The 26,850-nt window shown below is 61.7% G+C and carries 28 protein-coding genes; 10 read left to right on the top strand and 18 right to left on the bottom strand.

The window, feature by feature from the left end; genetic code table 11:
* Position 1 precedes the first annotated feature (1 nt).
* Positions 2 to 1,411, top strand: a complete 1,410-nt coding sequence (locus tag ACOYQJ_RS18440; protein ID WP_422907473.1) for a TolC family outer membrane protein — start codon at positions 2 to 4, stop codon at positions 1,409 to 1,411.
* Positions 1,412 to 1,414: 3 nt separating this feature from the next.
* Here the strand turns inward: ACOYQJ_RS18440 and aroE are convergent, their stop codons facing one another.
* The 10 genes from aroE to mbfA form a co-directional block, all read right to left on the bottom strand.
* On the bottom strand, positions 1,415 to 2,230 hold the full coding sequence (aroE, locus tag ACOYQJ_RS18435; RefSeq protein WP_422907472.1) for a shikimate dehydrogenase: 816 nt from the start codon (positions 2,228 to 2,230) through the stop codon (positions 1,415 to 1,417).
* A gap of 56 nt (positions 2,231 to 2,286) precedes the next feature.
* The gene (gene cueR, locus ACOYQJ_RS18430) at positions 2,287 to 2,679 is read right to left on the bottom strand and encodes a Cu(I)-responsive transcriptional regulator (protein ID WP_422907471.1); all 393 of its coding nucleotides are present in this window, start codon (positions 2,677 to 2,679) and stop codon (positions 2,287 to 2,289) included.
* Positions 2,676 to 5,150 (bottom strand): heavy metal translocating P-type ATPase, encoded by a 2,475-nt coding sequence (locus ACOYQJ_RS18425; protein ID WP_422907470.1) that lies wholly within the window; start codon positions 5,148 to 5,150, stop codon positions 2,676 to 2,678. The genes cueR and ACOYQJ_RS18425 overlap by 4 nt, the downstream gene beginning before the upstream one ends.
* A gap of 87 nt (positions 5,151 to 5,237) precedes the next feature.
* Complete coding sequence (gene serB / locus ACOYQJ_RS18420) at positions 5,238 to 6,107, bottom strand: phosphoserine phosphatase SerB (RefSeq protein WP_422907469.1); 870 nt, start codon at positions 6,105 to 6,107, stop codon at positions 5,238 to 5,240.
* A 128-nt stretch (positions 6,108 to 6,235) separates the two neighbouring features.
* The gene (locus ACOYQJ_RS18415; protein ID WP_422907468.1) at positions 6,236 to 7,897 is read right to left on the bottom strand and encodes a Y-family DNA polymerase; all 1,662 of its coding nucleotides are present in this window, start codon (positions 7,895 to 7,897) and stop codon (positions 6,236 to 6,238) included.
* A 91-nt stretch (positions 7,898 to 7,988) separates the two neighbouring features.
* On the bottom strand, positions 7,989 to 8,366 hold the full coding sequence (locus tag ACOYQJ_RS18410; protein WP_422907467.1) for a hypothetical protein: 378 nt from the start codon (positions 8,364 to 8,366) through the stop codon (positions 7,989 to 7,991).
* Positions 8,367 to 8,379: 13 nt separating this feature from the next.
* On the bottom strand, positions 8,380 to 9,153 hold the full coding sequence (locus tag ACOYQJ_RS18405) for a DUF6478 family protein (protein ID WP_422907466.1): 774 nt from the start codon (positions 9,151 to 9,153) through the stop codon (positions 8,380 to 8,382).
* 55 nt (positions 9,154 to 9,208) lie between these two features.
* Entirely contained in the window at positions 9,209 to 9,895 is a 687-nt protein-coding gene (locus ACOYQJ_RS18400) for a dihydroxy-acid dehydratase (protein ID WP_422907465.1), read from the bottom strand.
* Positions 9,896 to 9,965: 70 nt separating this feature from the next.
* Positions 9,966 to 11,729, bottom strand: coding sequence for a dihydroxy-acid dehydratase (gene ilvD, locus ACOYQJ_RS18395; protein ID WP_422907464.1), 1,764 nt, complete (start codon positions 11,727 to 11,729; stop codon positions 9,966 to 9,968).
* A 95-nt stretch (positions 11,730 to 11,824) separates the two neighbouring features.
* Positions 11,825 to 12,799, bottom strand: coding sequence for an iron exporter MbfA (gene mbfA / locus ACOYQJ_RS18390; protein WP_422907463.1), 975 nt, complete (start codon positions 12,797 to 12,799; stop codon positions 11,825 to 11,827).
* Positions 12,800 to 12,948: 149 nt separating this feature from the next.
* Here mbfA and ACOYQJ_RS18385 point away from each other — a divergent pair, with 149 nt between their 5' ends.
* Genes ACOYQJ_RS18385 through ACOYQJ_RS18360 form a run of 6 tightly spaced genes read left to right on the top strand, consistent with a single transcriptional unit; the run spans position 12,949 to position 16,661 of the window.
* Positions 12,949 to 13,113 (top strand): hypothetical protein, encoded by a 165-nt coding sequence (locus tag ACOYQJ_RS18385; RefSeq protein WP_422907462.1) that lies wholly within the window; start codon positions 12,949 to 12,951, stop codon positions 13,111 to 13,113.
* A 59-nt stretch (positions 13,114 to 13,172) separates the two neighbouring features.
* The gene (locus ACOYQJ_RS18380) at positions 13,173 to 13,787 is read left to right on the top strand and encodes a TetR/AcrR family transcriptional regulator (RefSeq protein WP_422907461.1); all 615 of its coding nucleotides are present in this window, start codon (positions 13,173 to 13,175) and stop codon (positions 13,785 to 13,787) included.
* 42 nt (positions 13,788 to 13,829) lie between these two features.
* Positions 13,830 to 14,660, top strand: a complete 831-nt coding sequence (fghA, locus tag ACOYQJ_RS18375) for an S-formylglutathione hydrolase (RefSeq protein ID WP_422907460.1) — start codon at positions 13,830 to 13,832, stop codon at positions 14,658 to 14,660.
* Positions 14,657 to 15,115 (top strand): YaiI/YqxD family protein, encoded by a 459-nt coding sequence (locus ACOYQJ_RS18370; protein WP_422907459.1) that lies wholly within the window; start codon positions 14,657 to 14,659, stop codon positions 15,113 to 15,115. The genes fghA and ACOYQJ_RS18370 overlap by 4 nt, the downstream gene beginning before the upstream one ends.
* Positions 15,112 to 15,729 (top strand): HAD family hydrolase, encoded by a 618-nt coding sequence (locus ACOYQJ_RS18365; protein WP_422907458.1) that lies wholly within the window; start codon positions 15,112 to 15,114, stop codon positions 15,727 to 15,729. The genes ACOYQJ_RS18370 and ACOYQJ_RS18365 overlap by 4 nt, the downstream gene beginning before the upstream one ends.
* Complete coding sequence (locus tag ACOYQJ_RS18360; RefSeq protein ID WP_422907457.1) at positions 15,726 to 16,661, top strand: alpha/beta fold hydrolase; 936 nt, start codon at positions 15,726 to 15,728, stop codon at positions 16,659 to 16,661. Before ACOYQJ_RS18365 ends, ACOYQJ_RS18360 begins: the two co-directional genes overlap by 4 nt.
* 6 nt (positions 16,662 to 16,667) lie before the next feature.
* On the opposite strand, the gene ACOYQJ_RS18355 is transcribed toward ACOYQJ_RS18360, so the two are convergent.
* Entirely contained in the window at positions 16,668 to 17,909 is a 1,242-nt protein-coding gene (locus ACOYQJ_RS18355) for an MFS transporter (protein ID WP_422907456.1), read from the bottom strand.
* A 138-nt stretch (positions 17,910 to 18,047) separates the two neighbouring features.
* Between ACOYQJ_RS18355 and zapE the strand changes: the two genes are divergently transcribed.
* A complete protein-coding gene (gene zapE / locus ACOYQJ_RS18350) occupies positions 18,048 to 19,100 on the top strand; it encodes a cell division protein ZapE (RefSeq protein ID WP_422907455.1) in 1,053 nt (350 codons plus the stop codon).
* A gap of 70 nt (positions 19,101 to 19,170) precedes the next feature.
* Here the strand turns inward: zapE and ACOYQJ_RS18345 are convergent, their stop codons facing one another.
* From ACOYQJ_RS18345 to ACOYQJ_RS18320, 6 genes are all read right to left on the bottom strand, one after another.
* Positions 19,171 to 19,719 (bottom strand): LysM peptidoglycan-binding domain-containing protein, encoded by a 549-nt coding sequence (locus ACOYQJ_RS18345; RefSeq protein ID WP_422907454.1) that lies wholly within the window; start codon positions 19,717 to 19,719, stop codon positions 19,171 to 19,173.
* Between the two features lie 207 nt (positions 19,720 to 19,926).
* Positions 19,927 to 20,529, bottom strand: a complete 603-nt coding sequence (locus ACOYQJ_RS18340) for a LysM peptidoglycan-binding domain-containing protein (protein WP_422907453.1) — start codon at positions 20,527 to 20,529, stop codon at positions 19,927 to 19,929.
* Between the two features lie 16 nt (positions 20,530 to 20,545).
* The gene (locus ACOYQJ_RS18335) at positions 20,546 to 21,118 is read right to left on the bottom strand and encodes a rhodanese-like domain-containing protein (RefSeq protein WP_422907452.1); all 573 of its coding nucleotides are present in this window, start codon (positions 21,116 to 21,118) and stop codon (positions 20,546 to 20,548) included.
* A gap of 131 nt (positions 21,119 to 21,249) precedes the next feature.
* Positions 21,250 to 22,524, bottom strand: coding sequence for a bifunctional folylpolyglutamate synthase/dihydrofolate synthase (locus ACOYQJ_RS18330; protein ID WP_422907451.1), 1,275 nt, complete (start codon positions 22,522 to 22,524; stop codon positions 21,250 to 21,252).
* Complete coding sequence (accD, locus tag ACOYQJ_RS18325) at positions 22,521 to 23,456, bottom strand: acetyl-CoA carboxylase, carboxyltransferase subunit beta (RefSeq protein WP_422907450.1); 936 nt, start codon at positions 23,454 to 23,456, stop codon at positions 22,521 to 22,523. Before accD ends, ACOYQJ_RS18330 begins: the two co-directional genes overlap by 4 nt.
* Positions 23,457 to 23,525: 69 nt before the next feature.
* Positions 23,526 to 24,419, bottom strand: a complete 894-nt coding sequence (locus tag ACOYQJ_RS18320; RefSeq protein ID WP_422907449.1) for a CPBP family intramembrane glutamic endopeptidase — start codon at positions 24,417 to 24,419, stop codon at positions 23,526 to 23,528.
* A 171-nt stretch (positions 24,420 to 24,590) separates the two neighbouring features.
* On the opposite strand from ACOYQJ_RS18320, the gene ACOYQJ_RS18315 reads away from it, so the two are divergent.
* Together ACOYQJ_RS18315 and ACOYQJ_RS18310 are read left to right on the top strand one after the other, a co-directional pair.
* Positions 24,591 to 25,073 (top strand): hypothetical protein, encoded by a 483-nt coding sequence (locus tag ACOYQJ_RS18315; RefSeq protein ID WP_422907448.1) that lies wholly within the window; start codon positions 24,591 to 24,593, stop codon positions 25,071 to 25,073.
* A gap of 68 nt (positions 25,074 to 25,141) precedes the next feature.
* Entirely contained in the window at positions 25,142 to 26,071 is a 930-nt protein-coding gene (locus ACOYQJ_RS18310; protein WP_422907447.1) for an AEC family transporter, read from the top strand.
* Between the two features lie 24 nt (positions 26,072 to 26,095).
* Here ACOYQJ_RS18310 and ACOYQJ_RS18305 read toward each other — a convergent pair whose 3' ends face one another.
* Positions 26,096 to 26,800, bottom strand: a complete 705-nt coding sequence (locus ACOYQJ_RS18305; protein WP_422907446.1) for an NYN domain-containing protein — start codon at positions 26,798 to 26,800, stop codon at positions 26,096 to 26,098.
* Between the last annotated feature and the right edge of the window lie 50 nt (positions 26,801 to 26,850).

The raw sequence follows: 26,850 nt of genomic DNA, 5'->3' as shown, positions 1-26,850 counted from the left end.
GATGAAGGTGACCGGAATGAACAAGGCCTTTCGCCGTTTTGCGGCGGTCGCAACGCTCTCGGTGCTGATGACAGGGTCGGCTTGGGCAGAAAATTTGGCAGATGCGCTGACCTCGGCCTACAATCATAGCGGCCTGTTGGAGCAGAACCGCGCGGTTCTGCGCGCAGCGGATGAAGACGTGGCAATCGCGATGTCGGCCTTGCGTCCCACTCTGGACTGGGCAGCGGAAATCAAACGGACCTTTGGCTATTCCAAAACGGCCCTGCGCAGCGGCGGCGTGGCGAACACGGAATCCACCGTCGCGCTGATCGCCAGCTATACGCTGTACGATTTCGGACGGAATCAATTGGGTCTGGAGGCGGCCAAGGAAAGCGTTCTGGCCACACGCGAAACGCTGATTTCGATTGAACAGCAAGTGTTGTACCGCGGGGTCGCGGCTTTCCTGAACGTGCGCCGCGCGCTGGAGATTGTCAGCCTGCGCCAAAACAACGTCCGCGTGATCCAGACTGAATTGCGCGCCGCGCGTGACCGTTTCGAGGTGGGTGAAGTCACCCGGACCGACGTGGCGTTGGCCGAGGCCCGGCTCGCGGCCGCGCGCAGTGCCTTGGCGTCGTCGCAGGGTGATCTGGATATTGCACGCGCTGAATACACTTCGGTCATTGGGCGCAAGCCCGGCAACTTGGTCGCGCCAAAATCCTTGCCGCGCCTTCCGGCGCAGGCCGAAGGGGCTGCAACGGCGCTGCGTTTGCATCCGAACCTGCGGCAAGTGCAACATCAGATCCTCGCTCTGGAGCTGACCCTCAAACAGGCCGAAGCCGAGATGAAACCAACTGTATCTCTTTCAGGGCGACTTGCCGCGACGGACGATCTTGGCGATGGAACCTATTCACGGATCGGGTCCATTACCCTAGGGGCATCAGGGCCGATCTACAAAGGTGGCAGGCTGAGCGCGCAGGCCCGCAAGGTTCGCGCCCAGCGGGACGCTGCGCGGGGCAACCTGCATGCGGTGCGCCATGGCGTGACGCAGGATGTGACGACTGCCTATGCGACTTTGCAGGTGGCGGTGGCAAGCATCGACGCAAGCGAACGGCAGGTCCGCGCCGCGCGCGTTGCATTCCGCGGCGTACGCGAAGAGGCGTCACTTGGCGCCCGGACAACCTTTGACGTGCTTCAGGCCGAGCAAGAGCTTCTGGATGCGCAGGCGGGGCTGATCTCGGCCACCATCGACCGGCAGCTGGCGTCTTATCAGGTTCTGGCTTCGCTGGGCATGCTGACCACGGACCATCTCAAGCTGAACGTGGTGAAATACGATCCGACTGAGTACTACAATCTGGTCAAAGACGCGCCGACGCCGACCAGCAGGCAGGGCAAGCAGTTGGACCGCGTTCTTCAGCGCCTGCAAAAGCAGTAAGCCTCAGGTCAGCGGGATCGTCATTTCCTGAATCAGACCGGCGGTGGCGGGGGTAATCCCGCGCCACCAGGTAAAGGCCTCGGCGGCCTGTTCGACCAGCATGCCAACACCGTCAGCAAGCTTCGGAACTCCCGCAGCCTGAGCCGCCTTGAGAAAGGGCGTCAAACCCTTTCCATAAGACAGATCATATGCCAGCGCGCAGCCGTCAAAGACCCCACTCGGCAGGGCCGGACAGGTTTCGGTCAGGCTGGACGAGGTGCCGTTGAGGACAATGTCGAACCCTTCGGTTTGCTTGGGGTCGCACAGGGTGATTTGCCCATAATCCGCCAGCATGTCGCGGATCGCCTCGGCTTTTTCGGGGCTACGGTTCAGCAAGGCAAACTCGGCCGGGCCAGCCTGCAAAAGTGGCAAAGCAGCCCCGCGCACCGCGCCGCCTGCGCCCAGCATCAATACGCGCTTGTCGCGCAGCGGATGGCCAAGGTTGACTTCGATATCGCGCAGCAGCCCCACGCCATCGGTGTTATGCGCCTCGATCTCGGTACCATCAAACCGCAGGGTGTTGGTCGATCCTGCCAGCCGCGCCGCTTCGGTGATCTTGGTGGCCAGCGCATAGGCGTCCAGTTTGAAGGGGGCGGTTATATTGCAACCCTTGCCGCCCTCGGCAGCGAAGGCGTGCAGCGCGGCGGCAAAGCCGCCCACCGGCGCTTCGATCTTGCCGTATTCTATGTCCTGCCCGGTCTCAGCGGCAAAGCGCGCGTGAATCATCGGGGATTTGGACTGCACAACAGGGTTGCCGAAAACGGCGTAGCGATCGGTCATAGTAGGTCTCCTTGGCGGGTAAATGCCGCGATCCGCCAAGGGGCGTCAATCCACCTTTATTCCGTACCCTCTGCAAGATCCTGAAGGATCGGGCAATCGGGGCGGTTGTCGCCGTGGCAAGCGTGGACCAGATGGCTGAGCGTGTCGCGCATCGCCTGCAACTGCGCGATCTTCTCGTCAACGCGTTTCAGGTGTTCTTCGGCCAGTTTTTTCACGTCTGAACTGGCGCGGCTTTCATCTTCGTACATCGCCATCAGGGCGCGGCAGTCTTCGATGGAAAAGCCCAGTTCGCGGGCGCGGGCGAGAAAGGTCAGCTTGTGCAGATCGCTGTCGGAAAAGTCACGATAGCCGTTTTCCGTGCGGTCGGGCCGTATCAATCCGATGTCTTCGTAATAGCGTATGGTCTTTGAGGGCAGACCTGCCTGTTTTGCCACCTCTCCGATGTTCATGCCGGGACTCCCTCGGGATTTTGTACCGCGGCGATTTCCGGAATGCCTGCGCCCCCCAACCTGCGCAACCGCAAGGCGTTCGAGATGACAAAGACCGACGACATGGCCATCGCCCCGGCCGCCAGCATCGGTGACAACAGCCAGCCGGTCAGCGGATAGAAAACCCCTGCCGCCACAGGGATCAGCGCGACGTTATAGCCGAAGGCCCAGAACAGGTTCTGCCGGATATTGCGCATGACCGATTGGCTGGCCAGCACGGCGTTCACCGCGCCCGACAATTCGCCCGAGACAAGCACCACGTCGGCGCTTTCGATGGCGACGTCTGTGCCGGTGCCTATGGCCAGCCCGACATCGGCCTCGGCCAAGGCCGGGGCGTCGTTGATGCCGTCGCCGCAAAAGGCAACTGGGCCGAATTGGTCGCGCAGGCGTTTTACGGCGTCAAGCTTGCCTTCCGGCAAGACCTCGGCTTCGATATGGGGAATGCCGAACTCAGCGCCGATGGCATTTGCGGTGGCGCGGGTGTCGCCGGTGATCAGGGCGACCTCGAATCCGCGCGCCCGCAGCGCGTCAATCGCGGCCCGGGCCCCGGGCTTTACGCGATCCGCCACGGCAAATGCGCCTGCAATGCGCCCGTCCACCGCCACCAGAACCGGGGTTTGGCCCTTGTGTTCCATCTCTTCCAAGGCAGCGCCAAGCGGGGAGATATCAACCCCCTCACGGGCCATGAGGCGCGGCGCACCGACAAGGATCACCTGCCCGTCCACCTTTGCGCGCAGCCCATGGCCGGGAACCGCCTCCACCTCATCGGGTTTTGGCAGGTTTGGTCCGGCGGCGCGTTCCATGGCGCGCGCGATCGGATGCTCTGACCCCTGTTCAGCGCTGGCCGCAAGTGTCAGAACGCGCGCCGCATCAAACCCGTCTGCGGCGACAGAGCTCACCAGTTCGGGGCGCCCTTCGGTCAGGGTGCCGGTCTTGTCAAAGGCAATGACCTTGACCTCATCCAACCGTTGCAAGGCATCCCCTTTGCGGAACAGAACGCCCAGTTCGGCAGCTCGCCCGGTGCCAACCATGATCGAGGTCGGCGTTGCCAAACCCATCGCGCAAGGGCAGGCAATGATCAGCACCGAAACGCCTGCGACCAGTGCAAAGGTCAGCCCCGGACCAAAGATCAACCACGCCAGAACCGTCAGGGCCGCAAGGCCAATCACCGCAGGTACGAACCAGCGCACCACACGATCCGCCAAGGCCTGCACGGGCAGGCGTGCGCCTTGAGCGTCTTCGACAAGCGCAATGATTCGTGCCAGCATCGTGTCGGCGCCAACTGCCGTGGCGCGGAAACTCAGTGCGCCCTGACCATTCACCGTGCCGCCGACCAAAGCCGCGCCCGGCAGTTTCTCAACCGGAACCGGCTCTCCGGTGATCGTGCTTTCATCGACGTAGGATCGCCCGGTCAGCACCTCGCCATCGACGGCGATGCGTTCGCCGGGACGCAGGTGCAACGTTTCCCCGGTGGTGATCTGATCGACTGGGATTTCGGTTATTGCACCGTCCCGTTCGACCCGCGCGGTGTCGGGGCGCAGGCCCACAAGCCGCCGGATCGCAGCCCCTGTGCGCCCCTTTGCGCGGGCCTCAAGAAAACGCCCCAGCAAGATCAGGTTGATGATCACGCCAGCGGCTTCGAAATAGACGGCGCGGCTGGCCTCGGGCAGCAGGGTGGGCGCGAAAAGCGCGACGGTGGAATAGCTCCACGCCGCCAACGTGCCCAGTGCCACAAGCGAATTCATGTCCGGCGCGCCCTTGGCCAGCAGCGGCAGGCCGATGCGAAAGAAACGCCGCCCAGGCCAGATCAGAACCAGCGTGGTCAGGACAAATTGAACCGCCCACCAAGTGGTTTGACCGATGGTTGCCATGATCCAGTGATGCATGCCGGGGATGATATGCGACCCCATGACCCCCAGAAAAACTGGCAGCGTCAGGGCGGCGGCAATGGTCAGATCACGCCTCAGCTCTTGGGTCTCGGTCTCGCGGCGATCTTCGGTTTCGCTGCGTGCGTTGTCTTGGGTTGGGCTGGCGGAATAGCCCGCTTCGATCACGACCTTGGCCAGTTGCGCGGCCTCGACCGCGCCCGCAAGGACGGTGATCTCGGCGGTTTCCGAGGCAAGATTGACGCGGGCGTCCAACACGCCGGGCACAGCGAGCAGCGCGCGTTCCACCCGGCCCACGCAGGAGGCGCAGTTCATACCCTGGATCGACAGTCTTTGGCGGGATTCCGCGGCTGGATAGCCTGCGGACTTCAGTGCCTCGCGCAGTGCCTCACTCGTGGTTTCGCCCTCGACCTGTGCCATGCGGTTGGCAAGGTTCACGCGTGCCTCGGACACTCCCGGAACAGTGGCCAAGGCGCGTTCTGCGCGGCCTGCGCATCCGGCGCAATTCAACCCGGTAACTTCGAAACGAAAAGCGTGATCGGCCATTATGGCCCCTTTGCAGTGATGTCTGTGCCCGATAGATAGGGGCTCCAGTCACTGGAAGGTCAAAGTGCTGTCCTGCGTCAAATGTGGTCAGAGGCCGGTGATCTCGTCTCGGGCATAGCCCTGGAGGTACAAAAGCGCCGTTAGATCGCCGTGGTTCACGCGGCAATCGCTTTGCTCTTGCACCACGGGCTTGGCGTGCAGGGCGACCCCCAGACCGGCGCGGCCCAGCATCCCCAGATCGTTGGCGCCATCGCCCACGGCGATCACCTCATCCTCGCGGATACCGATCCGGGCGGCGATTTGTTCGAGCGCTTCGATCTTGGCCTCACGGCCCAGAATGGGGCGAGCGACCTCTCCGGTCAGGTGACCATCTGCGATCAACAGCGTGTTCGCCCGGTTCTCATCAAAGCCGAGCAGCGCGGAAACCCGGGTGGTGAAGGCCGTGAACCCGCCCGAGACAAGCGCCGCGTGCCCGCCGTGCGCCTTCATCGTAGCGATCAGCGCGCGGCCGCCGGGCATCAGGGTGATGCGGTCCTGCACGACCTTGTCGATGACGCTTTCGGGCAGGCCGCGCAGCAGCGCAACCCGTTCGGTCAGGGCGCCTTCAAAGTCCAGCTCGCCGTTCATGGCGCGGGCAGTGATCTCTTTGACATGTGCGCCGACGCCCGCCTCCTCGGCCAGCTCGTCGATGCATTCTTGCTGGATCATTGTGCTGTCCATATCCGCCAGCAGCATCTTTTTACGACGGTTGTCGGCGGGGAGGATGTTCAGGTCGGCCTGATCCGCGATCGACGCGCGAACCGCGCCAAGATTGCTGGGGATCTGCTCGATCGGGAACTCGGCCGCTTCGTCCGCGGCAAGCCACGCGGCCATTCCGCCGCCCCATGCGTTGCGCAGGTTGTCGACCAAGGCAGGGTCGAGCGCGCCGGGCTTGGCGATCAGCGAGACGATGAACATGGGGGCGGTCCTTTCGCGGAGTTGCGCGCGGCTTTTGCCACGGCAAAGGCAGCGCGTCCAGAGCGCGGGGAGGTGCGGAGCGGCGCCTGAGTTTGCGCGTCGAAACCCAGCACCCCGGCGCAGTTCTGTCAGGCAAACTCTCCCTGACAGAACCAGCCCGAGGACATCGTCCCGCCGTGGGCATAAAACAGCCAGAGCCTTTCGCCCTTGTCGGTCTCGACCCTCCAGTAATCGCGTGGACCCGTGCGCCATTCGGGGTCGTCCAGCCACCATTCGGGCGCGATCCGTTCCGGCCCGGTGGCGCCGCACGGGGTGAAATCGCGCCCGCGCCAGCGGAACCGACTGGGCAGGGCAGGGGTGTCCGGGGCATGGACCGGCTCGGGCCGCCACAGTTGCAGCGGGCGCGGCACCGGGTGCCGGGGCCAGCCCTGCGCCGGGGCGGACCATGCGGCGGCCAGCACCTGCGCGCCTTTCTCGGGGATGTGGCTGTTGCCGGGGTGGCGGCGGGTGATGGCCTCCATCCCGATGCGGGCCCCAAGGCGGTTCAGCAGATCCTCGGTTGCGGTCTCCAGCCCCCTTTTCTGCCGGGCCTGCCCGTGGGCGGTGGCCTCGGCGTGGCCGGCAATGGTGCGGGCGTGGATCGGTTCGTGCTGGATTGCCTCAAGGCGCAGCATATCGATGCCGGTACCAGCGTCGATCTCATCGATCTTCATCTTCAGCAGCGGCATCAGCCGTGCGGGATCGTGACTGGCCACCGCCGATTTCAGCGTCAGCCACTGCATGGAGTGATCCGCGCGGTACGCCTCGAGCCGCAGCACCCGCGCGCCGCGCGCCTTTTCCTTGAGCCGTGCGCAGAGGTGTTGGGTCAGGCGCTCCAGCGCTTCGGTGACGTCCTCGACCAACCCGATGGGGTCCGGCAGCGAAAGACGGGCCGAAAAGCGATCCGGGGCGCGGCCGGGACTGATCGGTTCGGGGGCGCTGCCGGTGGCCTTGTCCAGCTGGTCAACCAGTCCGCGCCCGAAACGGCGGGCCAGACCGGCGCGCGGCTGGCCGATCAGATCGCTGATGCGGCGCAGGCCAAGGCGGTTCAGCTGGTTCTGGGTATAGGCGTCGATGCGCAGGGCGGCGACGGGAAGGGGGGAAATCGCGCTCCAGCTTTGACCGACCCCGGCGATGCGCCCCTGCGGCAGGCGTTGCGCTGGCGCGCCGGGGGGCAGGCCGCCGCGTTCCCAATGCCGCCGCTTGCCCGCGCGGGAGCGGGTGGCGCGCGCCTCTTGGTCGATGGCGTCGCCGCTGCGGTGGCTGCCGCCGTCCTGTTCGGTGAACCGCGCCAGCGCCCATGCGGCGCCCAGCGTATCGGCCAGCCCCTGCCGCACGCTCAGCCCCAGATCGGCGCAATCCTGCGCCACCTGCTCCATCAAGGCTGGCTCGCCCCCGAACAGATGTGCGCAGCCGGTCAGGTCGATCACCAGCGCGTCGGGCGGCTCGGGCGCAACCCATGGGGAATAGCGTCCGGCCCAGCGGTGCAGCACGTTCAAAAAGGCAGCATCGCGGTGCGGAACCGAGGCGCGCGTGATCAGATCGGCGCAGACCGCATGGGCATCGCGCAATGGCTGACCGCGATAGATTCCCACCTCCGAGGCCTTTTCGGAAAGCGAGGTCACCACCTGTGCCTGCGCCTCTTCGCCGACCACGGCAAAGGGCACCTCGGCCAGCCAAGGCTCGGCCCGGATCAGGCGTTCGGCGCCAAGGCGTGGAAACCAGAGCGAGAGGATACGACGATGACGCATAAGAGAACCGGCAGTTGTTCTCTTTTTGTTCTAAATCGCGATAGGCCGCGAGTCGAGTCCGGATGGCGCGCAGGCTGAACGTCCAGCCCTTTCACATCGTTTCAAGACAATGGCGGCGGAAAGCGCGTTTGAGCATGTCCAGTTCGGCCCGAAGAAGTTCAACCTCGGCACGGATGTCGTCGCCCAGCACTTCTCCGGCGATCAGTGTAAAGCTTTCCAGAACTGTGTCGGCATTGGCGTCGAGGATCAGAAAGGTCTGCACGCCGTCGCCCACGGCTTCGACCGGGACCGGGATTTCCACCACCCAGCGCCCCGCTTGGCTGGTTTCGGTGACGGTGACGCCGCGCACCGGTTGATCGCGTAGCGTCACGGCAATCTCGGGGGCGCCCGAGTCCTTGACCTTGGCGGTCAGAAGCCCCTCCCAGACGCCTTCCTTGAAACGGGTTTTGGTCAGTTCGAAATAGCTCATACCCGGTTCCTTGTTACAGTTCCGCCCGCTTGCGGCGGCTAAAGGTCAGATCCCGCAGGATCACCTGATTCATCTGCGGCCCCTCAAAGATCAGGTCCAGCCACATGCGTTCGATCCGCTTTTCGTTCAGCTTGGTATAGGCCAGATCGAACTCGACGCGAATATCATCTTCGTGCAGGGGCAGTTCGCGCACGATCTGTTCGGTATTCGGGCCGTGCTTGATGTTCAGCCGCGCAAAAATCTCAAGCCGCTTCTCCATTTCGACAATGGTTTCGATGCGGATCAGGTGTTTGCGGGTCAGACCACGATTTGCAGCCTCGGGCAGGTCGATGGCCAGTGACAGGTACGAGCCGTCAAACCGAAAGACATCCATGCGCAAGCCATAAGCGGCAAGATCAGCCTCGCGCATGTTGCGCAGCTGGCGCAGGGTCAGTTCGGATTGCGCGCAGTCGTGGAACAACGTCGCTTCCCGGCCCAACATGCTTTGCGAGCGGACCGAGGAAATGCCGGGGGTCGGAAGCGGCCCGCACCAAAGTTCTGGACGCCATGCCCAATCGGCATCCTGTGGGCGCGGAAAGGCCTGATTGCCGATCAAGGGCAGGGCGAGACGGGCATCCGCCACATGGATCAACTGATCGACTTGCGCCTTCAACCTGCGGGCGACGCTGCGCTGCTGGCGCAGTTCCGGCAGATCGGTCTTGGGGGCGGCTTTGGCCATCTGGGACCACCGACGCAAAGTGCCCAGCTGAATGGCGCGCGTCAGAAACCCCTGCTTTTCGCCTGCCATACGTTGCCCCGTTTTCTGCCAGATACCTTGGGTCCTTGCTGAACCCTTTTCAGTATTATGGCAAATCCTTCCCATCGAATAAACGGCCAAACAGGCTTTTGCCCTTTTTCCCGGGTGTCCCTGTTTGTGTTGCCACGACAGGAGCGGAGTTTGGGCTGAGGGCCGCGATTTGCGCTTTGACCCTGGCCAGCATGCCGCCGCCTTGTTGCGCCGCATAGGAACTGCCTTCGGGGGCATAAAGCGCAAGGCCGACAAGGCGGCCGTTCAGCACAAAAGCGCCGCGCCAGTAGTGTTTGTCGCCACCATCCAGAAGCGCGTCGCCGCCGCGATCAAGATTCGCCGCAACGAAACCGGGGGCGGTTTCGCCGGCCAGTAATTCAGCCCCGGCCGCCTGCGCCAGCGCGGCGGGCGAGGGCAGGTCATCCAATGCGCCCTTGGGTCCAACGGTAACGGTGATCAAGACAGGCTCGGCCCAGTTTCCGACCGCACCGCCAGACAGGATCTGGCAGGACGCGATCAGGGCAAAGCCGCGCGATGCGCGCGATTGTACGGTTTTCGGATCAAGGCAGTAACCTTCGGGGCCAGCCGCCACCACGTCCCCACCCGCCAGCTTGGCCTTGGCCAAGGGCATGGGCATCTTTGGCCGCGTTGGCCCTTTGCTGCCACCCGTCGATGTGAACAGGCCGGAAAGCGGGCCGTTTGCCTTGCTGTCCGACCCTGCCCCGGTGTTGGAGCCGGGCACTGTAGCACCGCACCCGGCCAACAAAAGGCTGGCAACCAAGACACTCAGTACGCAAAAGACCCGCATCCGATCAAAGATCCGCGTAAACGTGCTTCTCCTCGGCGCCGCCCGGATGGGTCACGGCACCTTTGTAGGTCTCGCCCACAAGCTGAGCGTATTTCCACAGCGCGCCAGAGGCATAGATCGTCTCTCGCGGACCTTTCCAGTTGGTTTTACGCTGGGCCAGAATCTCGTCGCTGACATCAACTGACAGTTCGCCGGTCATAGCGTTGATGGTGATCATGTCGCCGTTTTCAAGCAGAGCGATGGGGCCGCCCTGTGCCGCCTCGGGGCCAACGTGACCGACGCAAAAGCCGCGGGTCGCGCCCGAGAAACGACCGTCGGTGATCAGTGCCACCTTCTTGCCCATGCCCTGACCGGACAGCGCGGCGGTGGTGGACAGCATCTCGCGCATGCCGGGGCCGCCAGCGGGGCCCTCGTTGCGGATCACGATGACTTCGCCTTCTTCGTATTTGCGGTCCTTGACGGCGGCAAAGGCGTCTTCCTCGCATTCAAAGACGCGGGCCGGGCCGGTGAACACCTGCTGTTCCGCAGGGATGCCCGCAACCTTGACGATGGCGCCCTGCGGGGCAAGGTTGCCTTTCAGGCCGACAACGCCGCCGGTCTTGGTGATCGGAGTGTCGATTGGATAAATGACCTTGCCGTCCGCTTCGCGGGTGATCAGGTCCAGCTCTTCGCCAATGCTGCGGCCTGTGGCGGTCATGCAGTCTTCGTGGATCAGACCCGCCTTGCGCAGTTCTTTCATCACGACAGGAATGCCGCCGGCGTCATACAGGTCCTTGGCCACGTATTGGCCGCCGGGCTTGAGATCGACGAAGTAGGGCGTGTCCTTGAAGATATCGCACACGTCATCAAGGTAGAATTCGATCCCGGCCTCGTGCGCGATAGCGGGAAGGTGCAGACCGGCGTTCGTCGATCCGCCGGTGCAGGCAACCACGCGCGCGGCGTTTTCCATCGCCTTGCGGGTGACGATATCGCGGGCGCGGATGTTCTTTTCAATCAGGTCCATGACCGCCAGTCCCGAGGCTTCGCCGTACTGGTCGCGCGATTCATAGGGGGCAGGCATGCCGGATGAATTAAACAAGGCCAGTCCGATCGCCTCGGAGACGCAGGCCATGGTGTTGGCAGTGAACTGACCGCCGCAAGCTCCTGCCGAGGGGCAGGCAACGCGTTCCAGCATGTCCAATGCGGCATCGGACATCTCGTGGTTCTGATGGCGGCCAACCGCCTCGAACATGTCCTGTACGGTCAGGTCGCGGGTGCGGAAATCCTCGGGGATCTCATCCAGCTGGGGCGCTCTGCCGGGCAGAATCGAGCCGCCGTAGATAAAGACCGACGGGACGTTCAGGCGCACCATGGCCATCATCATGCCGGGCAGGGATTTATCGCACCCGGCAAGGCCAACGACGGCATCGTAGCAATGGCCGCGCATTGTCAGTTCGACCGTGTCGGCGATGGCTTCGCGGGATGCGAGCGACGAGCGCATGCCCTCATGGCCCATGGCTATGCCGTCGGTGACAGTGATGGTGGTGAATTCACGTGGGGTGCCAAAGCCCTGCTTGACGCCCAGCTTCACGGCTTGCGCCTGCCGGTTCAGAGAGATGTTGCAGGGTGCGGCCTCGTTCCAGCAGGTGGCCACGCCAACCAGAGGTTGGTGAATGTCGTCCTCGGTCATGCCCATGGCATAATAGTAGGATCGGTGCGGCGCTCGTTCGGGGCCTTCGGTTACATGACGGCTGGGCAGTTTGGATTTGTCGAATGAACGCTTGAGCACTGTGGTTCCTCCCGCGGAATTTGTTTGGATTGAATACCGAACAGGCAGGAAGCGCACAAGCGTCAAGGGGCTGCGGGCAGGTTATGCCCACCCGATCAGCCCGATCCGATCAGCGCCCCCGCCGCAAAGACCAATGCGCCCCCCAGCACCACCTGGAAGGCCGCGCGCAGGAAAGGCGTGTCCATCCACTTGTTCTGAATCCATGCAATCGCCCAGAGTTCTACGAAGACCACGACAAAAGCGATGATCGTCGCCGTCCAGAAATGCGGGATCAGGTAGGGCAGGGCGTGGCCCAAGCCGCCAAGCGCTGTCATCACGCCCGCTGCGATGCCGCGCTTCACCGGCGATCCGCGCCCAGACAGTTCTCCGTCATCCGAGGCCGCCTCGGTAAAGCCCATGGAAATCCCCGCCCCGATCGAGGCCGCAAGCCCGACAAGAAAGGTGGTCCATGTGTCCTGCGTTGCAAATGCCGTGGCAAAGATCGGCGCAAGGGTGGAGACCGAACCATCCATCAATCCTGCCAAACCGGGCTGCACCCATGTCAGCACAAACTGGCGATGGGCGGTCAGCCCCTCGCGTTCGCGGGCGTCGTCGTCCAGATGTTCGCGTTCAAGCCGCTCTGCGGAATATTGGTGGCCCGCTTCCGCCGCAGCCAGATCGCCCAGCAGTTTGCGCGTCTCGGCGTCAGTGCTTCGCTTGGCCGCTTCAAGATAGAAATGCTCAGCGTCCTGTTCCATGGCGGCCGCTTCTTCGCGGATGCGTTCAAGCGGCAGGTTCTTGGTCAGCCAGACGGGGCGCCGTGCGTAGTAGCCCGCAACATGTTCGCGCCGGATCAGGGGGATCACGTCACCGAACCGCTTTGTGTGCATGGTAATCAGCGCCCGCCGGTGGGTATCTTCCTCGCGGGCCATGCCGTCAAAGATCTTGGCGGTGTCCGGGAAGTCCGTGCGCAGCATTTCGGCGTAGGAGCGATAGATGCGGGCGTCGTCCTCTTCCGAGGAAATCGCCAGCGCCAGAACCTCCTGTTCTGACAGATCCTTGAAGTGCCGACGTTGCGTGAGATAGCGCATGGGTGACCTCATGATTAGAATGGTTCTAATCTATCCGATCGGCGCCCGGCTTCAAGCGGCAAAAAGTGAACTGATCGGTTTAGATTCCCCTTGCGTTCTGAACTGATCGGTTTAGATAGGTGAACGAAACAGTTCAGATGGAGCGAGTCATGAAATCCTTCGCATTTGCCTTAATCCTGTCCGTCAGCAGTTCGGCTGCCTTTGCGGGTGTTCCAACAATGTCCTTGCCGGACCTGACGTTTCCGCCCGCGCAGCCCGACATTTCGACCCAAGGCTGTGTTCCGGGCCAAGCCGCCAGCTCGGTCTGCAAATGACGCGCCGCGCTTGCTGAAACTGAACCGTTCGGTTTATAGTGGAGCGATGGAATATATCTATGACAACTGAGGCCGTGGTCCGAAAAGGCCGGAAATTCGATCAGGTGCTTGATGGCGCGCGTGAGATTTTCTTGCGCGACGGCTTTGAGGGCGCCAGTGTCGATGACATCGCCCGTGCGGCAGGGGTCTCGAAGGCCACGCTCTACAGCTATTTCCCGGACAAACGGCTGTTGTTCATGGAGGTCGCCTCGGATCAATGCTGCCGTCAGGCAGACGAGGCGCTGGTGACAATGGATCTGTCCCGACCGCCGCGCGAGGTGCTGCGCGAGGCGGGGCATCGGTTCCTGTCGTTCATCTATTCGGAAATGGGGCAGCGCATCTTTCGTATCTGCGTGGCTGAATCCGATCGTTTCCCAGAGCTCGGCCGCCAGTTCTATCAAAGTGGTCCGATGACCATGCGCCGCGCGCTGACCACCTATCTGGAACAGTCGCGGGCGCGGGGCGAATTGGTGATCGACGACATGAACCTTGCCGCCGACCAGTTCGCCGAGTTGTGCAAGGCCGATCTGTGGCCCAAGCTGATCTTTGGCCTGCAAACCGACTTTGAACAGCACGAAGTCGACCGGATTTTGGATGGCGCTATCGAAACCTTCATGGCACGTTACGGGGCATGATTTAGCCCCTCCAAGGGGCAGCTTTGCCAATGGAGGGAGCAGATGGAAATCGTATCCGAAAACAAGTGCTTTGGCGGCGTGCAAGGGGTCTATTCCCACAAGTCTACGGTTTGCAATTGCGACATGACCTTTGGGCTGTTCCTGCCCGAAGACGCGGCGCACGGACCGGTGCCTGTGCTGTGGTATCTGTCGGGCCTGACCTGCACCCACGAAAATGCCATGACCAAGGCCGCCGCCCAAGGTTGGGCCGCCGAGGCTGGCGTCGCGCTGGTGTTCCCCGACACGTCGCCGCGCGGTGAAGGCGTGGCCAATGACGAGGCCTATGATCTGGGGCAGGGCGCCGGGTTCTATGTGAACGCCACACAGGACCCATGGGCGCCGCATTTTCGCATGTGGAACTATGTGGCCGAAGAACTGCCAGCCCTGCTGGGCGACAGTTTCGCGATTGATCTGGATCGGCAGGCCATCACGGGCCATTCCATGGGCGGCCACGGCGCCTTGACCCTGGCGATGAATCTGCCGGGACGGTTTTCCAGTGTGTCCGCCTTTGCCCCCATTGCCCATCCAACAGCCAGCGATTGGGGCCGCAAGCAGTTGGGCGCCTATCTTGGGTCCGATGAAAGCACATGGATCAAGCACGATTCGACGCTGTTGATGCGGGACAAGGGGTTCGAAGGCCCGATCCTGATTGATCAGGGCGGCAGCGATAATTTCCTTGACCTGCTCAAGCCCGAGGCGCTGTCCGCAGCGATGGCTGCCCGCCGCCAGGAAGGCACGTTCCGCATCCAGAAGGGGTATGACCATAGTTATTTCTTCGTTTCCTCTTTCATGGAGGATCACATCGCCTTTCATGCCGAGGCATTGCACGCGTGACGACCCTTTTCATCGACGCCGACGCCTGCCCCGTCAAACAAGAGGCCGAGCGCGTGGCCACCCGCCACAAGATCCCCATGAAGCTGGTCAGCAATGGCGGGCTGCGGCCCCCGCAGAACCCGTTTGTCGAAACGGTGATTGTCCCAGAAGGCCCGGATGTGGCCGACATGTGGATCGCGGACCGGGCAAAAACCGGGGATGTGGTCGTGACCTCGGATATGCCTTTGGCGGCGAAATGCGTGGCCTCGGGGGCGCAGGTGCTGCGCCATGACGGCTCGATCCTAGATGAACGCAACATCGGTCAGCAATTGGCCATGCGTGACCTGATGGCTGACCTGCGCTCGGCTGATCCGTTCCGGCAAGGCGGCGGCAAGGGCTTTTCCAAAGCCGACCGCAGCCGCTTTCTTGACGCGCTCGAGCGGTGTTTGCGCAAAGCCAAGGGGGCCGGGGCATGATCAGGGCTGTGGTTTTCGACATCGGAAACGTGCTGATCGAATGGCAACCCGAACGCTTTTACGATGCGACCATCGGGGAGGCCCGTCGCAAGCAGATGTTCGCGCAGGTCGATCTGCACGGCATGAACGATCTTGTCGATACTGGCCACGATTTCCGCCAGACCATCTATGACTGGGCCGAGAAATACCCGGAATGGCGCGATGAAATCCGCATGTGGCATGACCACTGGCTGGACCTTGCCACACCCGCCATCCCGCATTCGGTACGCCTGCTGCGCGCCTTGCGGGCCAAGGGCGTGCCGGTCTTTGCCTTGACCAACTTTGGCATCGGTACATGGCAGATTGCGACTCCGGTCTATGAGTTCCTCAACGAATTCGACCGGCCCTATGTCTCGGGGCATATGGGGGTGATCAAACCGAATGCGCGCATCTACGAGATGGTCGAACAGGACTGCGGCCTGCCGCCGGAAAGCTTGCTGTTCACCGATGACCGCGCCGAAAACATCGAGGCCGCCCGCAATCGCGGCTGGCAGGGCCATCTGTTCGATGGGCCGCAGGGGTGGGCCGAATGCCTTGTTTCCAAGGGTCTGCTGACGGCGGGTGAAGCCGCATGAGCCTGACCACGGTCATCACCAGTGTCGCCGGGTTTGGCCTTGCGTCGCTTCCGTTTTGGCAAGAGCTGGCGCGTAAGCCGATGAACGCACGCGCGCGCGAAACCGCGCCGGGGCAATTTGCGCGGCTTTCCCAAGGTCTGACTCACTATGAATGGCTTGGCGCGCCAAGTGGGCCTGTCGCGGTCTGTGTGCATGGGCTGACCACGCCCTCATTCGTCTGGCGACGTCTGGCCGAGGATCTGGGCGCCTTGGGGTTTCGCGTTCTGGTCTATGATCTGTATGGCCGCGGCTATTCTGACCGACCGCGCGGCCCGCAGGGCGCGGCATTCTTTATGGGGCAGCTGACCGAACTTTTGAATCATCAAGGCGTGCAGGACGACATCACCCTGATCGGCTATTCCATGGGCGGGGCCATCGCCACAGAATTCGCAGCCGAGCAGGGGCATCGGCTGCGGCGTCTGATCCTTCTGGCGCCTGCAGGGATGGGCCATGAATTGGGCAACCTTGCGAGATGGGCGATCAATTGGCCGTTGATCGGCGATTGGGCCTTTCACCTTGGGTTCCCGCGCAACCTGCGCAAAGGGATCAAAGCTGACGCCGCCGCCCACCCCGAGGCCGCAGCCATGTCCAACCTTCTGGAACGAGAGTTGAACTATTGGGGCTATTCCCGCTCGGTGCTTGCATCTATGCGCGGGATACTTCGCAATCAGCAATCCGAGCAGCATCGCCGCATATCGCGCGAGGGGCTTCCCGTTACGGCGATCTGGGGGCGCGAGGATCAAGTCATTCCGATCCGCGCCATGGGAGAGCTGGCTCAATGGAACCGTGACGCAAAGCACGAGGTGATCGAAGGCGCTGGCCACGGCTTGCCCAATACCCACAAGGCCGAAGTCATCGAAGCGATCCGCGCCACCTGGGTCAGCCCGGTTTGAAGACGGTTATTCCGCAGGCAAAGGCGCGACAGTCAGTTTTTCCCTGATCGGCAGATGGACAAGGGCGCTGAGTGCTCCGACACCGACGCCAATCCACCAGACAAGATTGTAGTTGCCGTAGACGTCATAAAAGCGGCCACCCAGCCAAACCCCAAGAAAGCCGCCGATCTGATGGCTGAGAAAGATGATCCCGTACAGCGTGCCCATGTAGCGCAGCCCGTAGAGATGCGCGATCAACCCGCTGGTCAGCGGCACCGTCGCCAGCCACAGCGCGCCCATCACCGCCGAAAACACCAGCACCGAGGTCGGCGTGATAGGCATTGCGATGAACAGTGCCGCCGCAATGGTCCGGCCCGTGTAGATGCCCGCCAGCAGGTATTTCTTCGAGTAACGCTTGCCCAGCCAGCCTGCGGTCAGTGTGCCAAGAATGTTGAACATCCCGATCAACGAGATCGAGACGGCGCCAAGCGCCGATGTTGTGGTGACCCCCAGACCGTGCAGCACTCCGCCTGCGGCAATCGGGCCGCACATCTCGGACACGAAGGCGGGGAAATGCGCGGTGATGAAGGCCAATTGATAGCCGCAACTGAAAAACCCGATGAAGATCAGCGAAAAGGACGGGTCTTTGGCGGCTTTGGTCAGGGCGGCGCCAAGGCTTTGCTGCAATTCTGGCTTCGCTGCGGCGGGGGCTCGCATGAAGGGCAACATCACCAGCGCCCCAAGGATGACAGCCGCAAAGACCAGAAAGACCGACTGCCACGGCATGACATTCAGCAGGTATTCCGCCGTCGGCGCGCCGACGACTTGCCCCGCGCTGCCGGCAGCGGTCGTGATTGCCAGGCTCATCGAGCGATTTTCATCGCTTGAGGCGCGACCAACCACCGCCAGAATGATGCCAAACCCGGTTCCGGCAACGCCAAATCCCACCAGAATTTCCGACAATTGCATGGCTTCAGGGCTGACGGCCTTGCTGGACAGGACCAGCCCCGCCGCATAAACCAGCGCGCCCAGAATGATTGCCTTGCGATCGCCGATCTTTTCAGCTGCCGCGCCAAAAAGCGGCTGGCCAATCCCCCAGGCAAGATTCTGGATCGCGATGGCAAAACTGAACTCGCTGCGCAGCCAACCAAACTCGGCAGCGATCGGGATCTGAAAGACACCAAAACTGGCTCGGATCGCAAAGGAGACGAGGATGATCAGACACCCCACGATCAGAACGGGGGTAAACAGTGGGGCGCGCGCTTGCATCGAAGGTCTCCGTTAACGCGCCATGCTTTACGGGAAAGGAACGATTGGTCAATTCAGAAAATTTGCAGGGATGCATCACACATTCTGATGCATCGTTGCCCCTACACAATCGCTGCTCAAACCGCTAAGGCCAAGCGCATGACAAGCGTTCAGGACACTTACGCCGCCCGCGTGCAGAACGGGCAGATCAAGCAGGACGATGCCCAGCTTGCGGCCTTGCCCCAGCTCGAGCGTATTCGCGCCGAAGTGGCGGCACCGGTGAAAAAGGGCCTGTTCCGCAAGGCTCCAGAGCCGCCCAAGGGGCTGTATCTGTGGGGCGGTGTCGGGCGCGGAAAGTCGATGTTGATGGATCTTTTCGTCGATACGCTCAGCGTTCCCGCGCGCCGGGTCCATTTCCATGCCTTCATGCAGGAAGTTCAGTCGCAAATTCACGAGTTGCGCAAGCAGGGCGCCCCGGACCCGATCAAACCGGTTGCCAAGTCGATCAGCGATGCGGTCAAGGTTCTGGCATTCGACGAAATGCAGATCACCGATATCGCTGACGCCATGATCGTTGGACGGCTCTTCGAGCAGATGATGAACGCCGGCACAGTGATTGTGACCACCTCGAACAGGGTGCCCGATGATCTGTACCGCGATGGCCTGAACCGTCAGCTTTTCCTACCCTTCATCGAGTTGCTGAAACAGCGGATGGAAGTGCATGAACTGGCTTCGGAACGGGATCACCGTCAGGACCGCCTGTCCGGTGAGCAGGTGTTCTTCACACCCGCCGGTGCAGAGTCTCGTCAGCGGATTGATGTCCTTTGGGATGAGCTGAGCCACGGCAACGAGGAAAAGCACACGCTGCATGTAAAGGGCCGCGACGTGGTGTTGGAGCGGTTCCACAACGGCATGGCGCGGGCGACGTTCTTTGATCTGTGCGGGCAGGCGCTTGGCCCGGCGGATTACCTTGCACTGGCCGACACGTTGCGGGTTCTGGTGCTTGAAAACATCCCGCGTCTGTCGCGTCAGAATTTCAACGAAGCCAAACGCTTTGTCACCCTGATCGACGCGCTCTACGAGGCGCGCGTTCGGTTGATCGCCAGCGCAGCGGCCGAACCTGAAATGCTCTATGTCGAGGGCGCCGGAAGCTTTGAGTTCGAACGCACGGCCAGCCGATTGCGCGAAATGCAGGCCGCCGACTGGGGCTGAGCGGACAAGAAAAAAGAGGATCCCGAAGGACCCTCTGAGACTGCTCGTTACTACCGGTCTTGCTGCCTGATTACTTTATCTCTGGTATCGTCAACGTCATGCCTGCGCGCAGGTCCGACGGATCGTTCAACTGGTCGGGGTTGGCGTCGATGATCTGCATATATGCCACCGTTGTGCCGTAAAATCGAAAGGCGAGGCCCGGCAGGCTGTCGCCCTTTTGGACCGTGTAGTGCTTGCCGGTCTGGGGTTGCGTGTGCACGCTGACTGGCCGAGGTGTGACCACAGGGGTCAGCGCCGCCTGCTGGCGGCCTTGAGTCTTGGGCGCGGGCACCTGAAGTTCATTCATGATGCCATAGCTCATCGCGCGCAGGGCTTCGATGGCGTCGAACTCTTCACTAGGCCCCTGAAATGTCGCCGCGGTGGGCGTTTCAACCACAACGACGGTCTCGGTGGCCGCGGTTGGCTTTGGCAAGGCGGGTGTCAGCCCCATGAGATCGGGCTCGGACCGGCTGACTTCGTTATAGTCGGTGTTGGGTTGGTCCATCGGGGCAAGCCCAAACCAAAGCAGACCAAGCGTCACTCCGATAAAGCCGGTTCCAAGGGCAATCTGCCGCATCATGCCGAAACATCCGTTTTGGATACACGAGGTGCGTTACGCGAAATGGCGTTCGATTGCGTCATGAATTGTCCCCGATGTCGCACCTTTGATTGGCAGTCTGGCGCGATCTACCTAAAGTTATAGACGAATCAAATTGCAGCAGTCAACATATAGTGGAGGTGTCAATACCTAGAATAAACTTTGGCAATGTTCCGCTACACTTAGTAGTCAGTTGGACGGCAATACCAAGGTCTGACCAGGTCTCAGATCGTCGGGCCGCGTCAGTAAAGTCTGATTTGCGGCGAAGAGCGGGCCGGTCATGTTCACATCGCCGTAGACCGCTTCGGCGATAGAGACGAGGCTGTCTCCGGGTCGCACGACATAGACATCGGGAGTAGCGGCAGAAACCGAGCCAGCGCCATTGCCACCTGGTCCTTCGCCGCTTGGGGCTTGGTTCAATGACCTACGCACGATGGTGTGCAGCAGGCTGCCGGGCTGGCCTGGGGCTTTTTCATGCCCTGTAGCCTGATTGAGGTTTGACAGGGTCTCCCATGTCATCTTGCGCAGGGACTGGTCGTCCATCGCTGCATTGGGCATGCTGGCCACTGTCGTAGGCGCAACTTTTTCCGGTTTCGGCGCCACAAGGGCGGCTTGCGGGATCTGCGCAGGATTGGCGGCAGGCACAGCCTCGGCCGTATCCAGCCCGGGTTCGGCCCGCGTGACCGGTTGCGGTACAGCGATATCCCTGCCGCGATTGGAGCCGGGCTGAAAAACCACCAACGCGATGGTGATCGCAACAAAGCCGACAGCGAAAAGAACCATTCTGATCATTACACTACACTCCGGCCTATTGTCCCGACACGGTGCTTAGCCCCGCCGTCGTCCAAGCCCGCAGGCCTCCTCGGTAATACTTGAGCTTGCTAGGGGGGTAGCCCGCGCCCAAAAGATCGCGCACCGCCTTGGCGGCCTGTGCTGCATCTGGCCCACCGGCAAAGATCACAAGGTCATAGGCGCCAGTGTAGTCACCGGCCTTCACACCCAACGCATTCAGCAGGTCGTCACGATACTGGTTGTCGGGGCGCAAGGTGGCGGCGGGTACGTTGACCGCGCCGGGGATCGTTTCGGCGCTGTAGCTGTCTGGCAGGCGCGCGTCAATCAGAAGCCCCTGACCGGTCGAGACGAAGAGATCGAGAAAATCCATCACTTCGAGTTCGCCAATCGTCGCCACACCCGAGGCGGCCTGCATGGGTTGCAGACAGGACGGCGGGCAGGCCGGGCCGGAACGTTCGATCGTCACCGACGCGCCATTCAAGGTAAACTGAAAGCTGTCACGATCTTCCGAGATGCGCGTACTTTGCGCGCACACAGGCGCGGCCACGACAATGGCGGCGACTGCACTCAGGCAAAGTCCTTTGAACATCTGCTCGTCCTCTGGCGGTCCAACAGGACCAGCACTTGTTATTGTTTGCACAAAATATAGGTCAGAGCGTGCGAATCAGTCAATATGCAGCGATCGGACACAAGGGGATTTGTGTCTCTATCCCAATGGTTTCAGCCATTTTCCCGCAAAATGTTCCCGGCAAGATACAATGAGCCGCAGATCAGAATGCGCGCCTTGGGGTCGGTCGCGACGATCCCGGCCAGCGCCGTGGCAAGGTCAGGCGCGCTTTTGGCGGTGTGACCGCTTTCTGTGGCCAGCGCCATGGTCTGTTCAGCGGGCAGTGTGTTGGTTTCACCGGGGATCGAAACCGCCGTCAGGCTTTGTGCCTGAGAGGCGAGCGGGCGCAGGAAGCCGCGTGCGTCTTTGGTGTTCAGCATGCCGCAGACCAGATGGGTCGGGCGCTTGGGCAGACGTGCCAGATGCGCGGCCAAGGCCTGTCCGGCAGCCGGGTTGTGCCCGCCGTCCAGCCAAAGCTCGGACTCGGGGGCGATGTCGAACAGCGGGCCGTTTTGCAGGCGTTGCATACGGGCAGGCCAATAGGCTCGGGTCACCGCCGCCTCATAGGCCGCGTCGCCCGCGTTCAGGTGGCGCAGGGCCGTCAGCGCAGCGCCGGCGTTTTGGTACTGGTGCGCACCGGGCAGGTTCGGCAGCGGCAGGTCCAGCAGGCCTGTGTCGTCTTGATAGACAAGGCGCCCATGTTCCTCGTGTATATGCCAGTGCTGGCCGTAAACCAGCAGCGGGGCGCCCAGCCGTTCCGCCCGCGCCTCGATAACCTCCAGCGCGGCCTCGTCCTGAGGGCCGACGATGCAGGGCACGCCTTTCTTGATGATCCCGGCCTTTTCGCCCGCGATCTTGGCCAGCGTGTCGCCAAGGAATTGTTCGTGGTCCAGCGAAACCGGAGTGATCACCGTCAGCGCAGGTTTTTCGATCACGTTGGTCGCGTCCAGACGTCCGCCCAGCCCGACCTCTAGCAGCGTAAAGTCTGCTGGTGTGCGTGCCATGGCAAGGATTGCGGCGCAGGTCGTGATCTCGAAATATGTGATCGTCTCGCCATTGTTGGCGGCATAACATTCGTCCAGCACGGCGCTGAGGTCGTCTTCGCTGATCAGCTCACCCGCAAGGCGGATGCGTTCGTGGAATCGCGCCAAGTGCGGCGAGGTATAGGCGTGCACCTTGTGACCGGCTGCCTCTAGCCCTGCGCGGATCATCGCCTGGGTCGAGCCCTTGCCGTTGGTTCCGGCCAGATGGATCACCGGGGGCAGCTCGTTTTGCGGATTGCCCAAGGCTTCAAGAAGGCGCCAGACACGATCCAGCACAAGATCCATCACCTTGGGGTGCAGCGACATCATCCTTTCAAGGATGATGTCCGAGCCTTTGCCGTTCATTTTGAGGGCGTCTCTGCGCTGCCCACATCGGGCTTGGAAATCTCGTCGGGGCCCGGAGCGGGCAGGTCGCCCCAAGTGGCGGGCGGCATCTGCATCAGCATCCGGCAAATGATGATCAATTCTTCGCGCATCTTTCGGCGATCGGTGACGCGATCCAGCATGCCATGTTCGAGCAGATATTCCGCGCGCTGAAACCCTTCGGGCAGTTTCTCGCGAATGGTTTGTTCGATCACCCGCTGCCCGGCAAAACCGATAAGCGCGTTCGGTTCGGCAATGTGCACATCGCCCAACATGGCATACGAGGCGGTCACGCCGCCAGTGGTCGGGTGGGTCAGCACGACGATATAGGGCAGGTTGGCTTCTTTGAGCATCTGCACAGCCACCGTGGTGCGGGGCATCTGCATCAGGGACAGGATCCCTTCTTGCATGCGCGCCCCGCCAGCAGCGGAAAACAGGATCAACGGACGCCCCAGTCGCACGGCCTCTTGTGCGGCGGCGATGATGGCGTTGCCCACGTACATGCCCATGGACCCGCCCATAAAGGAAAAGTCCTGTGCGGCCGTGACCACCGGTGTGCGACCAATCTCGCCGGTGGCGACCAGCATCGCGTCTTTCTCGCCCGTGGTTTTCTGGGCGGTCCTCATCCGGTCTGGATAGCGTTTTTGGTCGCGGAAGTGCAAAGGGTCCGCCAGCGGTTCCGGCACCTCGATCTCGGTAAAGATGCCGCCATCGAACAGCGACAGGAACCTGTCGCGCGGCGTGATGTGCATATGGTGCCCGCAGTTCGAGCAGACGTTCAGATTGTCACTGATTTCACGGTGAAACAGCATGGTTCCACAGTCATCACATTTCGACCAGAGGTTATCGGGGACCTCGCGGCGCGAAAAGATCGAGTTGATGCGCGGGCGAACGTAGTTGGTAATCCAGTTCATATGCAGCCTGTTCCCGGTTGGTTGCAGCGTCACTTAAGCCCGGACGAGAAGAATTGCAATCATGCAGCCCTAGCGGCGCAGGGCTATCCGCGCGGCAAGCCAGCTGACGGCGATCGTTCCAAGATCAATCGGCAGCAGGCTGCGCAAGGTATCTGTGTTCTCGGGGCCAAAGGGCAGGTGATACAGGGCCAGCCCCGACATTTCCCCCTGAAGCGAGACAATGGCCATGGCGGTGAAATTGTTCACGAGATGCAGCGCGATGGCTGGTCCAAGCGTCCCGCTGCGGGCGGTCAAATCGGCAGCAGCAAGGCCGAAGACAAAGGCCCAGAGAACCACCAGCCCGGCGTTGCTGCCGTAGATGGCGGGCGCATAGTGCAGGGCCGCAAACATGGCAGAGGGCAGGACAAGCCAGACACCGGGCTGGCTGAACCGCGCCGCCAGTTGCGATTGGATATAGCCGCGAAACAGCAATTCCTCCGAGCCGGTCTGGATGAGCAATCCGGCCAGTGTCAGCGGCAAAAGACGCAACCAATCCCCCATGGGCATTGCCGCCATGGTTCCTTCGGGCAACCCCCAAGGCGGCAAGATGGCAATCATCACCGTCAAAACCGCAAGGGCGGCGAAAACCTGAAGAAATTGCCGGAGAAACGCGCGCCAAGGCCCAAAAAGCGACGCGGCCGAGCGTTGATGCACGAGCTCGGCTGCCACCATAGCGCCAACGCCCATCGCTCCCATCAGGATCAGCAGGACCAATAGGCCAGTCGCGGTCGCTGTGCTTTCTACCCCCGAAACAAGCTCGAAATAGGCGCTTTGTGGCAAAACCACATGGACCAAGGCGAAAAACGCGCGGCTTAACGCAAACATCACCAAGCCCGCCAAACATAGCCCAAGGATTAGTCGCCACAATTCCGGGGCCCGGCGGGCATGCAAGACCAGACGTTCGTGGGGGGCGTAGGGGTTCATGGCGGCATGATCCAGTGCCGCCGACGCGCTGTCAATCAGACCTGGCCGTATTTTCGGCACGCCCCGCATTGGCATCTGCCGGGGATTTCCGCTTGGTCAACCGTTAAACCGCACAAGTTATCTGGTTGATTGAGCATTTTTGGGTTTTGATGAAGGAAAGGGAGATAGGACGTGAAGAACTCATCCGATTTTGCGCTTCCCGAGATACCGCTTGACCTGCGGGGGCTATATTTTCAGTGGATGTCGCAGGCGAAAGACGGACAGCTTCCCAAGCTCAATGCTTTCGATCTGAGCGGACTGAGTGAAAGCAGCCATTCATTGATTCTGACCGAAATTATCCGATATCCCGACGGCACCGTGGAAGATTTCGAGCCGGTATTCATCGGCTCCACGCTGCGCGATCTGACCCGCGAGAAAATGCCCGGGCGGCGGCTGTCCAGCTTTCCCGGTAAGGGGCCGGGGTCGGATATCTGGAGCCTGTATCTGAAGATGGCTGACAGCCGCAAACCCTTGTTGGCCTCCTTGCCCTACGTAGGACCCAGCCCGCTGTACCAATCGACCAAAGAGATCCTGCTGCCTTTGAGCGGCCCGAACTCAGGGGATCGCGCGCAATACGTTCTGGCTGACGTTCTATTGTCCGCAGAGCCGATATAGGGCGATATTTCAGGCCTCTATTGCGCGGGCCGCGTTGACGCCGTTCATGCGTCATGCCACCAAGCGTAATGTTCGAAATCTTCCTCAAAACCTTACCGTTTTTTGCCCTGATCGGGCTGGGATATGGCGCAGCCAAAACGCGCTTTTTCCCCGAGGAAGCATCGGCCCATCTGACCAAATTCGTCTTTTACTTTGCCCTTTCAGCGATGCTGCTGCGGTTTTCCGCCAACCTGAGCTTTTCCGAGATTTTCGATCCTTCCCTTGCGGCGGCCTACCTGTGGGGCACGGCCTTTACCTATGGCATTGCCATCGGGGTCGCTTTTTACCGCGGGCTGGACACCGCTACCGCCGCGATCGAAGCGCAATGCGCCGCCATCGGAAATACCGGTTTTCTGGGGGTGCCGATGCTGGCGGTGCTACTGGGGCAGGCCGCTGTCGGGCCGATCATTCTGATCCTGTCGATCGATCTGATCGTCTTTTCAACGCTGCTGACCATCCTTGTCACCGGAACGCGCGGTGACGCGCGGGGGACGGCGGTGTTCAGGACGGTCGCGCTGGGCCTGCTCAAGAACCCGATGATCGTGTCGATCGCGCTAGGGCTGGGGATCTCGGCTGGCGGGGTGCCTGTGCCCGAGGTCGTCAATTCCTTTTTGTCCACGCTCGGGGCCGCGGCCACGCCGGGGGCGCTGTTTGCCATTGGCGCGTCGCTGGCCTCAAAATCAGCCGAGCGTATCCAGATCGCGGCGTGGTTGTCATTTGCCAAACTCATTCTGCATCCGGCCTTTGTCGCGGCAGGGGCCTATGTGTTTTTCCCGGTAGACGCTTACAAGGCCGTCGTAGCCGTTTCGGCAGCGTCACTCCCGGTGGCGGGCAACGTGTTTATCCTTGCCCAACATTATGGCGTCGCGCCACAGCGCGTGTCTGCCTCGATCCTTGTCTCGACCGCTGCGAGCATTCTGACCGTCAGTTTTGTGATTGGGTTGGTCGCAGGGCTCTGAGCCCCAGGGTTCAGCCGATACGCTTCAATCCATCCGGCGGACCAGCAGTTGGTTACCCGGTCCGCGCTTGGTCTCGAAAATCTTCAGTTCAGCCACGAGGTCCGACAGTTTGCGTTTGCCATAGCTGCGGGTGTCAAAATCCGGGTTCGACGTGGTCAGGAACTGGCCGACATCGCCAAGGCGGTACCAATCATCATCCTGCTCGATGGCGTCCATCGCCTTGAAGATCAGGTCTCGTACGTCGTGCAAATCCTTGCCGCCCTGCGGTTTCTGGCCGGTTTCCTTGCCCGGAGCGCCATCCAGATTTTCGAGAAAGATGAACCGTTTGCAGGCTTTGCGGAAGGCGTCCGGCGTTTTTTGCATCCCCATGCCATAGACATCGAGCCCCTGTTCGCGAATACGGCTGGCCAGCCGGGTGAAATCGCTGTCTGAACTCACCAGAACAAAACCATCGAACCGGCCCGAGTGCATGAGATCCATCGCATCGATCACCAAAGCAATGTCGCTGGCATTCTTGCCAACCGTATTGGCGGGCTGGTGATGTGGGACAAGCCCGAATTCAGCCTGCACCCTTGACCAACCGGCCATCTGTTGGCTGGAAAAATCGCCATAACAGCGCCGAACGCTCGCCTCTCCAAGGCCTGCGATCTCGTCAAAGATCGCCTTGGTGTATTTCGGCGAGGTGTTGTCCGCGTCAATCAGAACGGCAAGCAGTTTGGTGTCGGCCATGAAGCCTCCTTATTGGTTTCGGTCATCATAGCATCGAAGGCCCGGCTTGT

It is taken from the genome of Pacificoceanicola algae, assembly GCF_049341065.1.
GTDB lineage: Bacteria > Pseudomonadota > Alphaproteobacteria > Rhodobacterales > Rhodobacteraceae > Pacificoceanicola.
The sequence above is the reverse complement of the archived record's forward strand: the minus strand, read 5'-3'. Positions and strand labels throughout refer to the sequence as shown.

What these genes read in the sequence shown, in the direction of transcription:
- ACOYQJ_RS18440 (WP_422907473.1), top strand. Translation starts at nt 2, where the DNA reads ATGAAGGTGACCGGAATGAACAAGGCCTTTCGCCGTTTTGCGGCGGTC.
- aroE (WP_422907472.1), bottom strand. Translation starts at nt 2,230, where the DNA reads ATGACCGATCGCTACGCCGTTTTCGGCAACCCTGTTGTGCAGTCCAAA.
- cueR (WP_422907471.1), bottom strand. Translation starts at nt 2,679, where the DNA reads ATGAACATCGGAGAGGTGGCAAAACAGGCAGGTCTGCCCTCAAAGACC.
- ACOYQJ_RS18425 (WP_422907470.1), bottom strand. Translation starts at nt 5,150, where the DNA reads ATGGCCGATCACGCTTTTCGTTTCGAAGTTACCGGGTTGAATTGCGCC.
- serB (WP_422907469.1), bottom strand. Translation starts at nt 6,107, where the DNA reads ATGTTCATCGTCTCGCTGATCGCCAAGCCCGGCGCGCTCGACCCTGCC.
- ACOYQJ_RS18415 (WP_422907468.1), bottom strand. Translation starts at nt 7,897, where the DNA reads ATGCGTCATCGTCGTATCCTCTCGCTCTGGTTTCCACGCCTTGGCGCC.
- ACOYQJ_RS18410 (WP_422907467.1), bottom strand. Translation starts at nt 8,366, where the DNA reads ATGAGCTATTTCGAACTGACCAAAACCCGTTTCAAGGAAGGCGTCTGG.
- ACOYQJ_RS18405 (WP_422907466.1), bottom strand. Translation starts at nt 9,153, where the DNA reads ATGGCAGGCGAAAAGCAGGGGTTTCTGACGCGCGCCATTCAGCTGGGC.
- mbfA (WP_422907463.1), bottom strand. Translation starts at nt 12,799, where the DNA reads ATGCGCTATCTCACGCAACGTCGGCACTTCAAGGATCTGTCAGAACAG.
- ACOYQJ_RS18385 (WP_422907462.1), top strand. Translation starts at nt 12,949, where the DNA reads ATGAAATCCTTCGCATTTGCCTTAATCCTGTCCGTCAGCAGTTCGGCT.
- ACOYQJ_RS18380 (WP_422907461.1), top strand. Translation starts at nt 13,173, where the DNA reads ATGACAACTGAGGCCGTGGTCCGAAAAGGCCGGAAATTCGATCAGGTG.
- fghA (WP_422907460.1), top strand. Translation starts at nt 13,830, where the DNA reads ATGGAAATCGTATCCGAAAACAAGTGCTTTGGCGGCGTGCAAGGGGTC.
- ACOYQJ_RS18365 (WP_422907458.1), top strand. Translation starts at nt 15,112, where the DNA reads ATGATCAGGGCTGTGGTTTTCGACATCGGAAACGTGCTGATCGAATGG.
- ACOYQJ_RS18360 (WP_422907457.1), top strand. Translation starts at nt 15,726, where the DNA reads ATGAGCCTGACCACGGTCATCACCAGTGTCGCCGGGTTTGGCCTTGCG.
- ACOYQJ_RS18355 (WP_422907456.1), bottom strand. Translation starts at nt 17,909, where the DNA reads ATGCAAGCGCGCGCCCCACTGTTTACCCCCGTTCTGATCGTGGGGTGT.
- zapE (WP_422907455.1), top strand. Translation starts at nt 18,048, where the DNA reads ATGACAAGCGTTCAGGACACTTACGCCGCCCGCGTGCAGAACGGGCAG.
- ACOYQJ_RS18345 (WP_422907454.1), bottom strand. Translation starts at nt 19,719, where the DNA reads ATGATGCGGCAGATTGCCCTTGGAACCGGCTTTATCGGAGTGACGCTT.
- ACOYQJ_RS18340 (WP_422907453.1), bottom strand. Translation starts at nt 20,529, where the DNA reads ATGATCAGAATGGTTCTTTTCGCTGTCGGCTTTGTTGCGATCACCATC.
- ACOYQJ_RS18335 (WP_422907452.1), bottom strand. Translation starts at nt 21,118, where the DNA reads ATGTTCAAAGGACTTTGCCTGAGTGCAGTCGCCGCCATTGTCGTGGCC.
- ACOYQJ_RS18330 (WP_422907451.1), bottom strand. Translation starts at nt 22,524, where the DNA reads ATGAACGGCAAAGGCTCGGACATCATCCTTGAAAGGATGATGTCGCTG.
- accD (WP_422907450.1), bottom strand. Translation starts at nt 23,456, where the DNA reads ATGAACTGGATTACCAACTACGTTCGCCCGCGCATCAACTCGATCTTT.
- ACOYQJ_RS18320 (WP_422907449.1), bottom strand. Translation starts at nt 24,419, where the DNA reads ATGAACCCCTACGCCCCCCACGAACGTCTGGTCTTGCATGCCCGCCGG.
- ACOYQJ_RS18310 (WP_422907447.1), top strand. Translation starts at nt 25,142, where the DNA reads ATGTTCGAAATCTTCCTCAAAACCTTACCGTTTTTTGCCCTGATCGGG.
- ACOYQJ_RS18305 (WP_422907446.1), bottom strand. Translation starts at nt 26,800, where the DNA reads ATGGCCGACACCAAACTGCTTGCCGTTCTGATTGACGCGGACAACACC.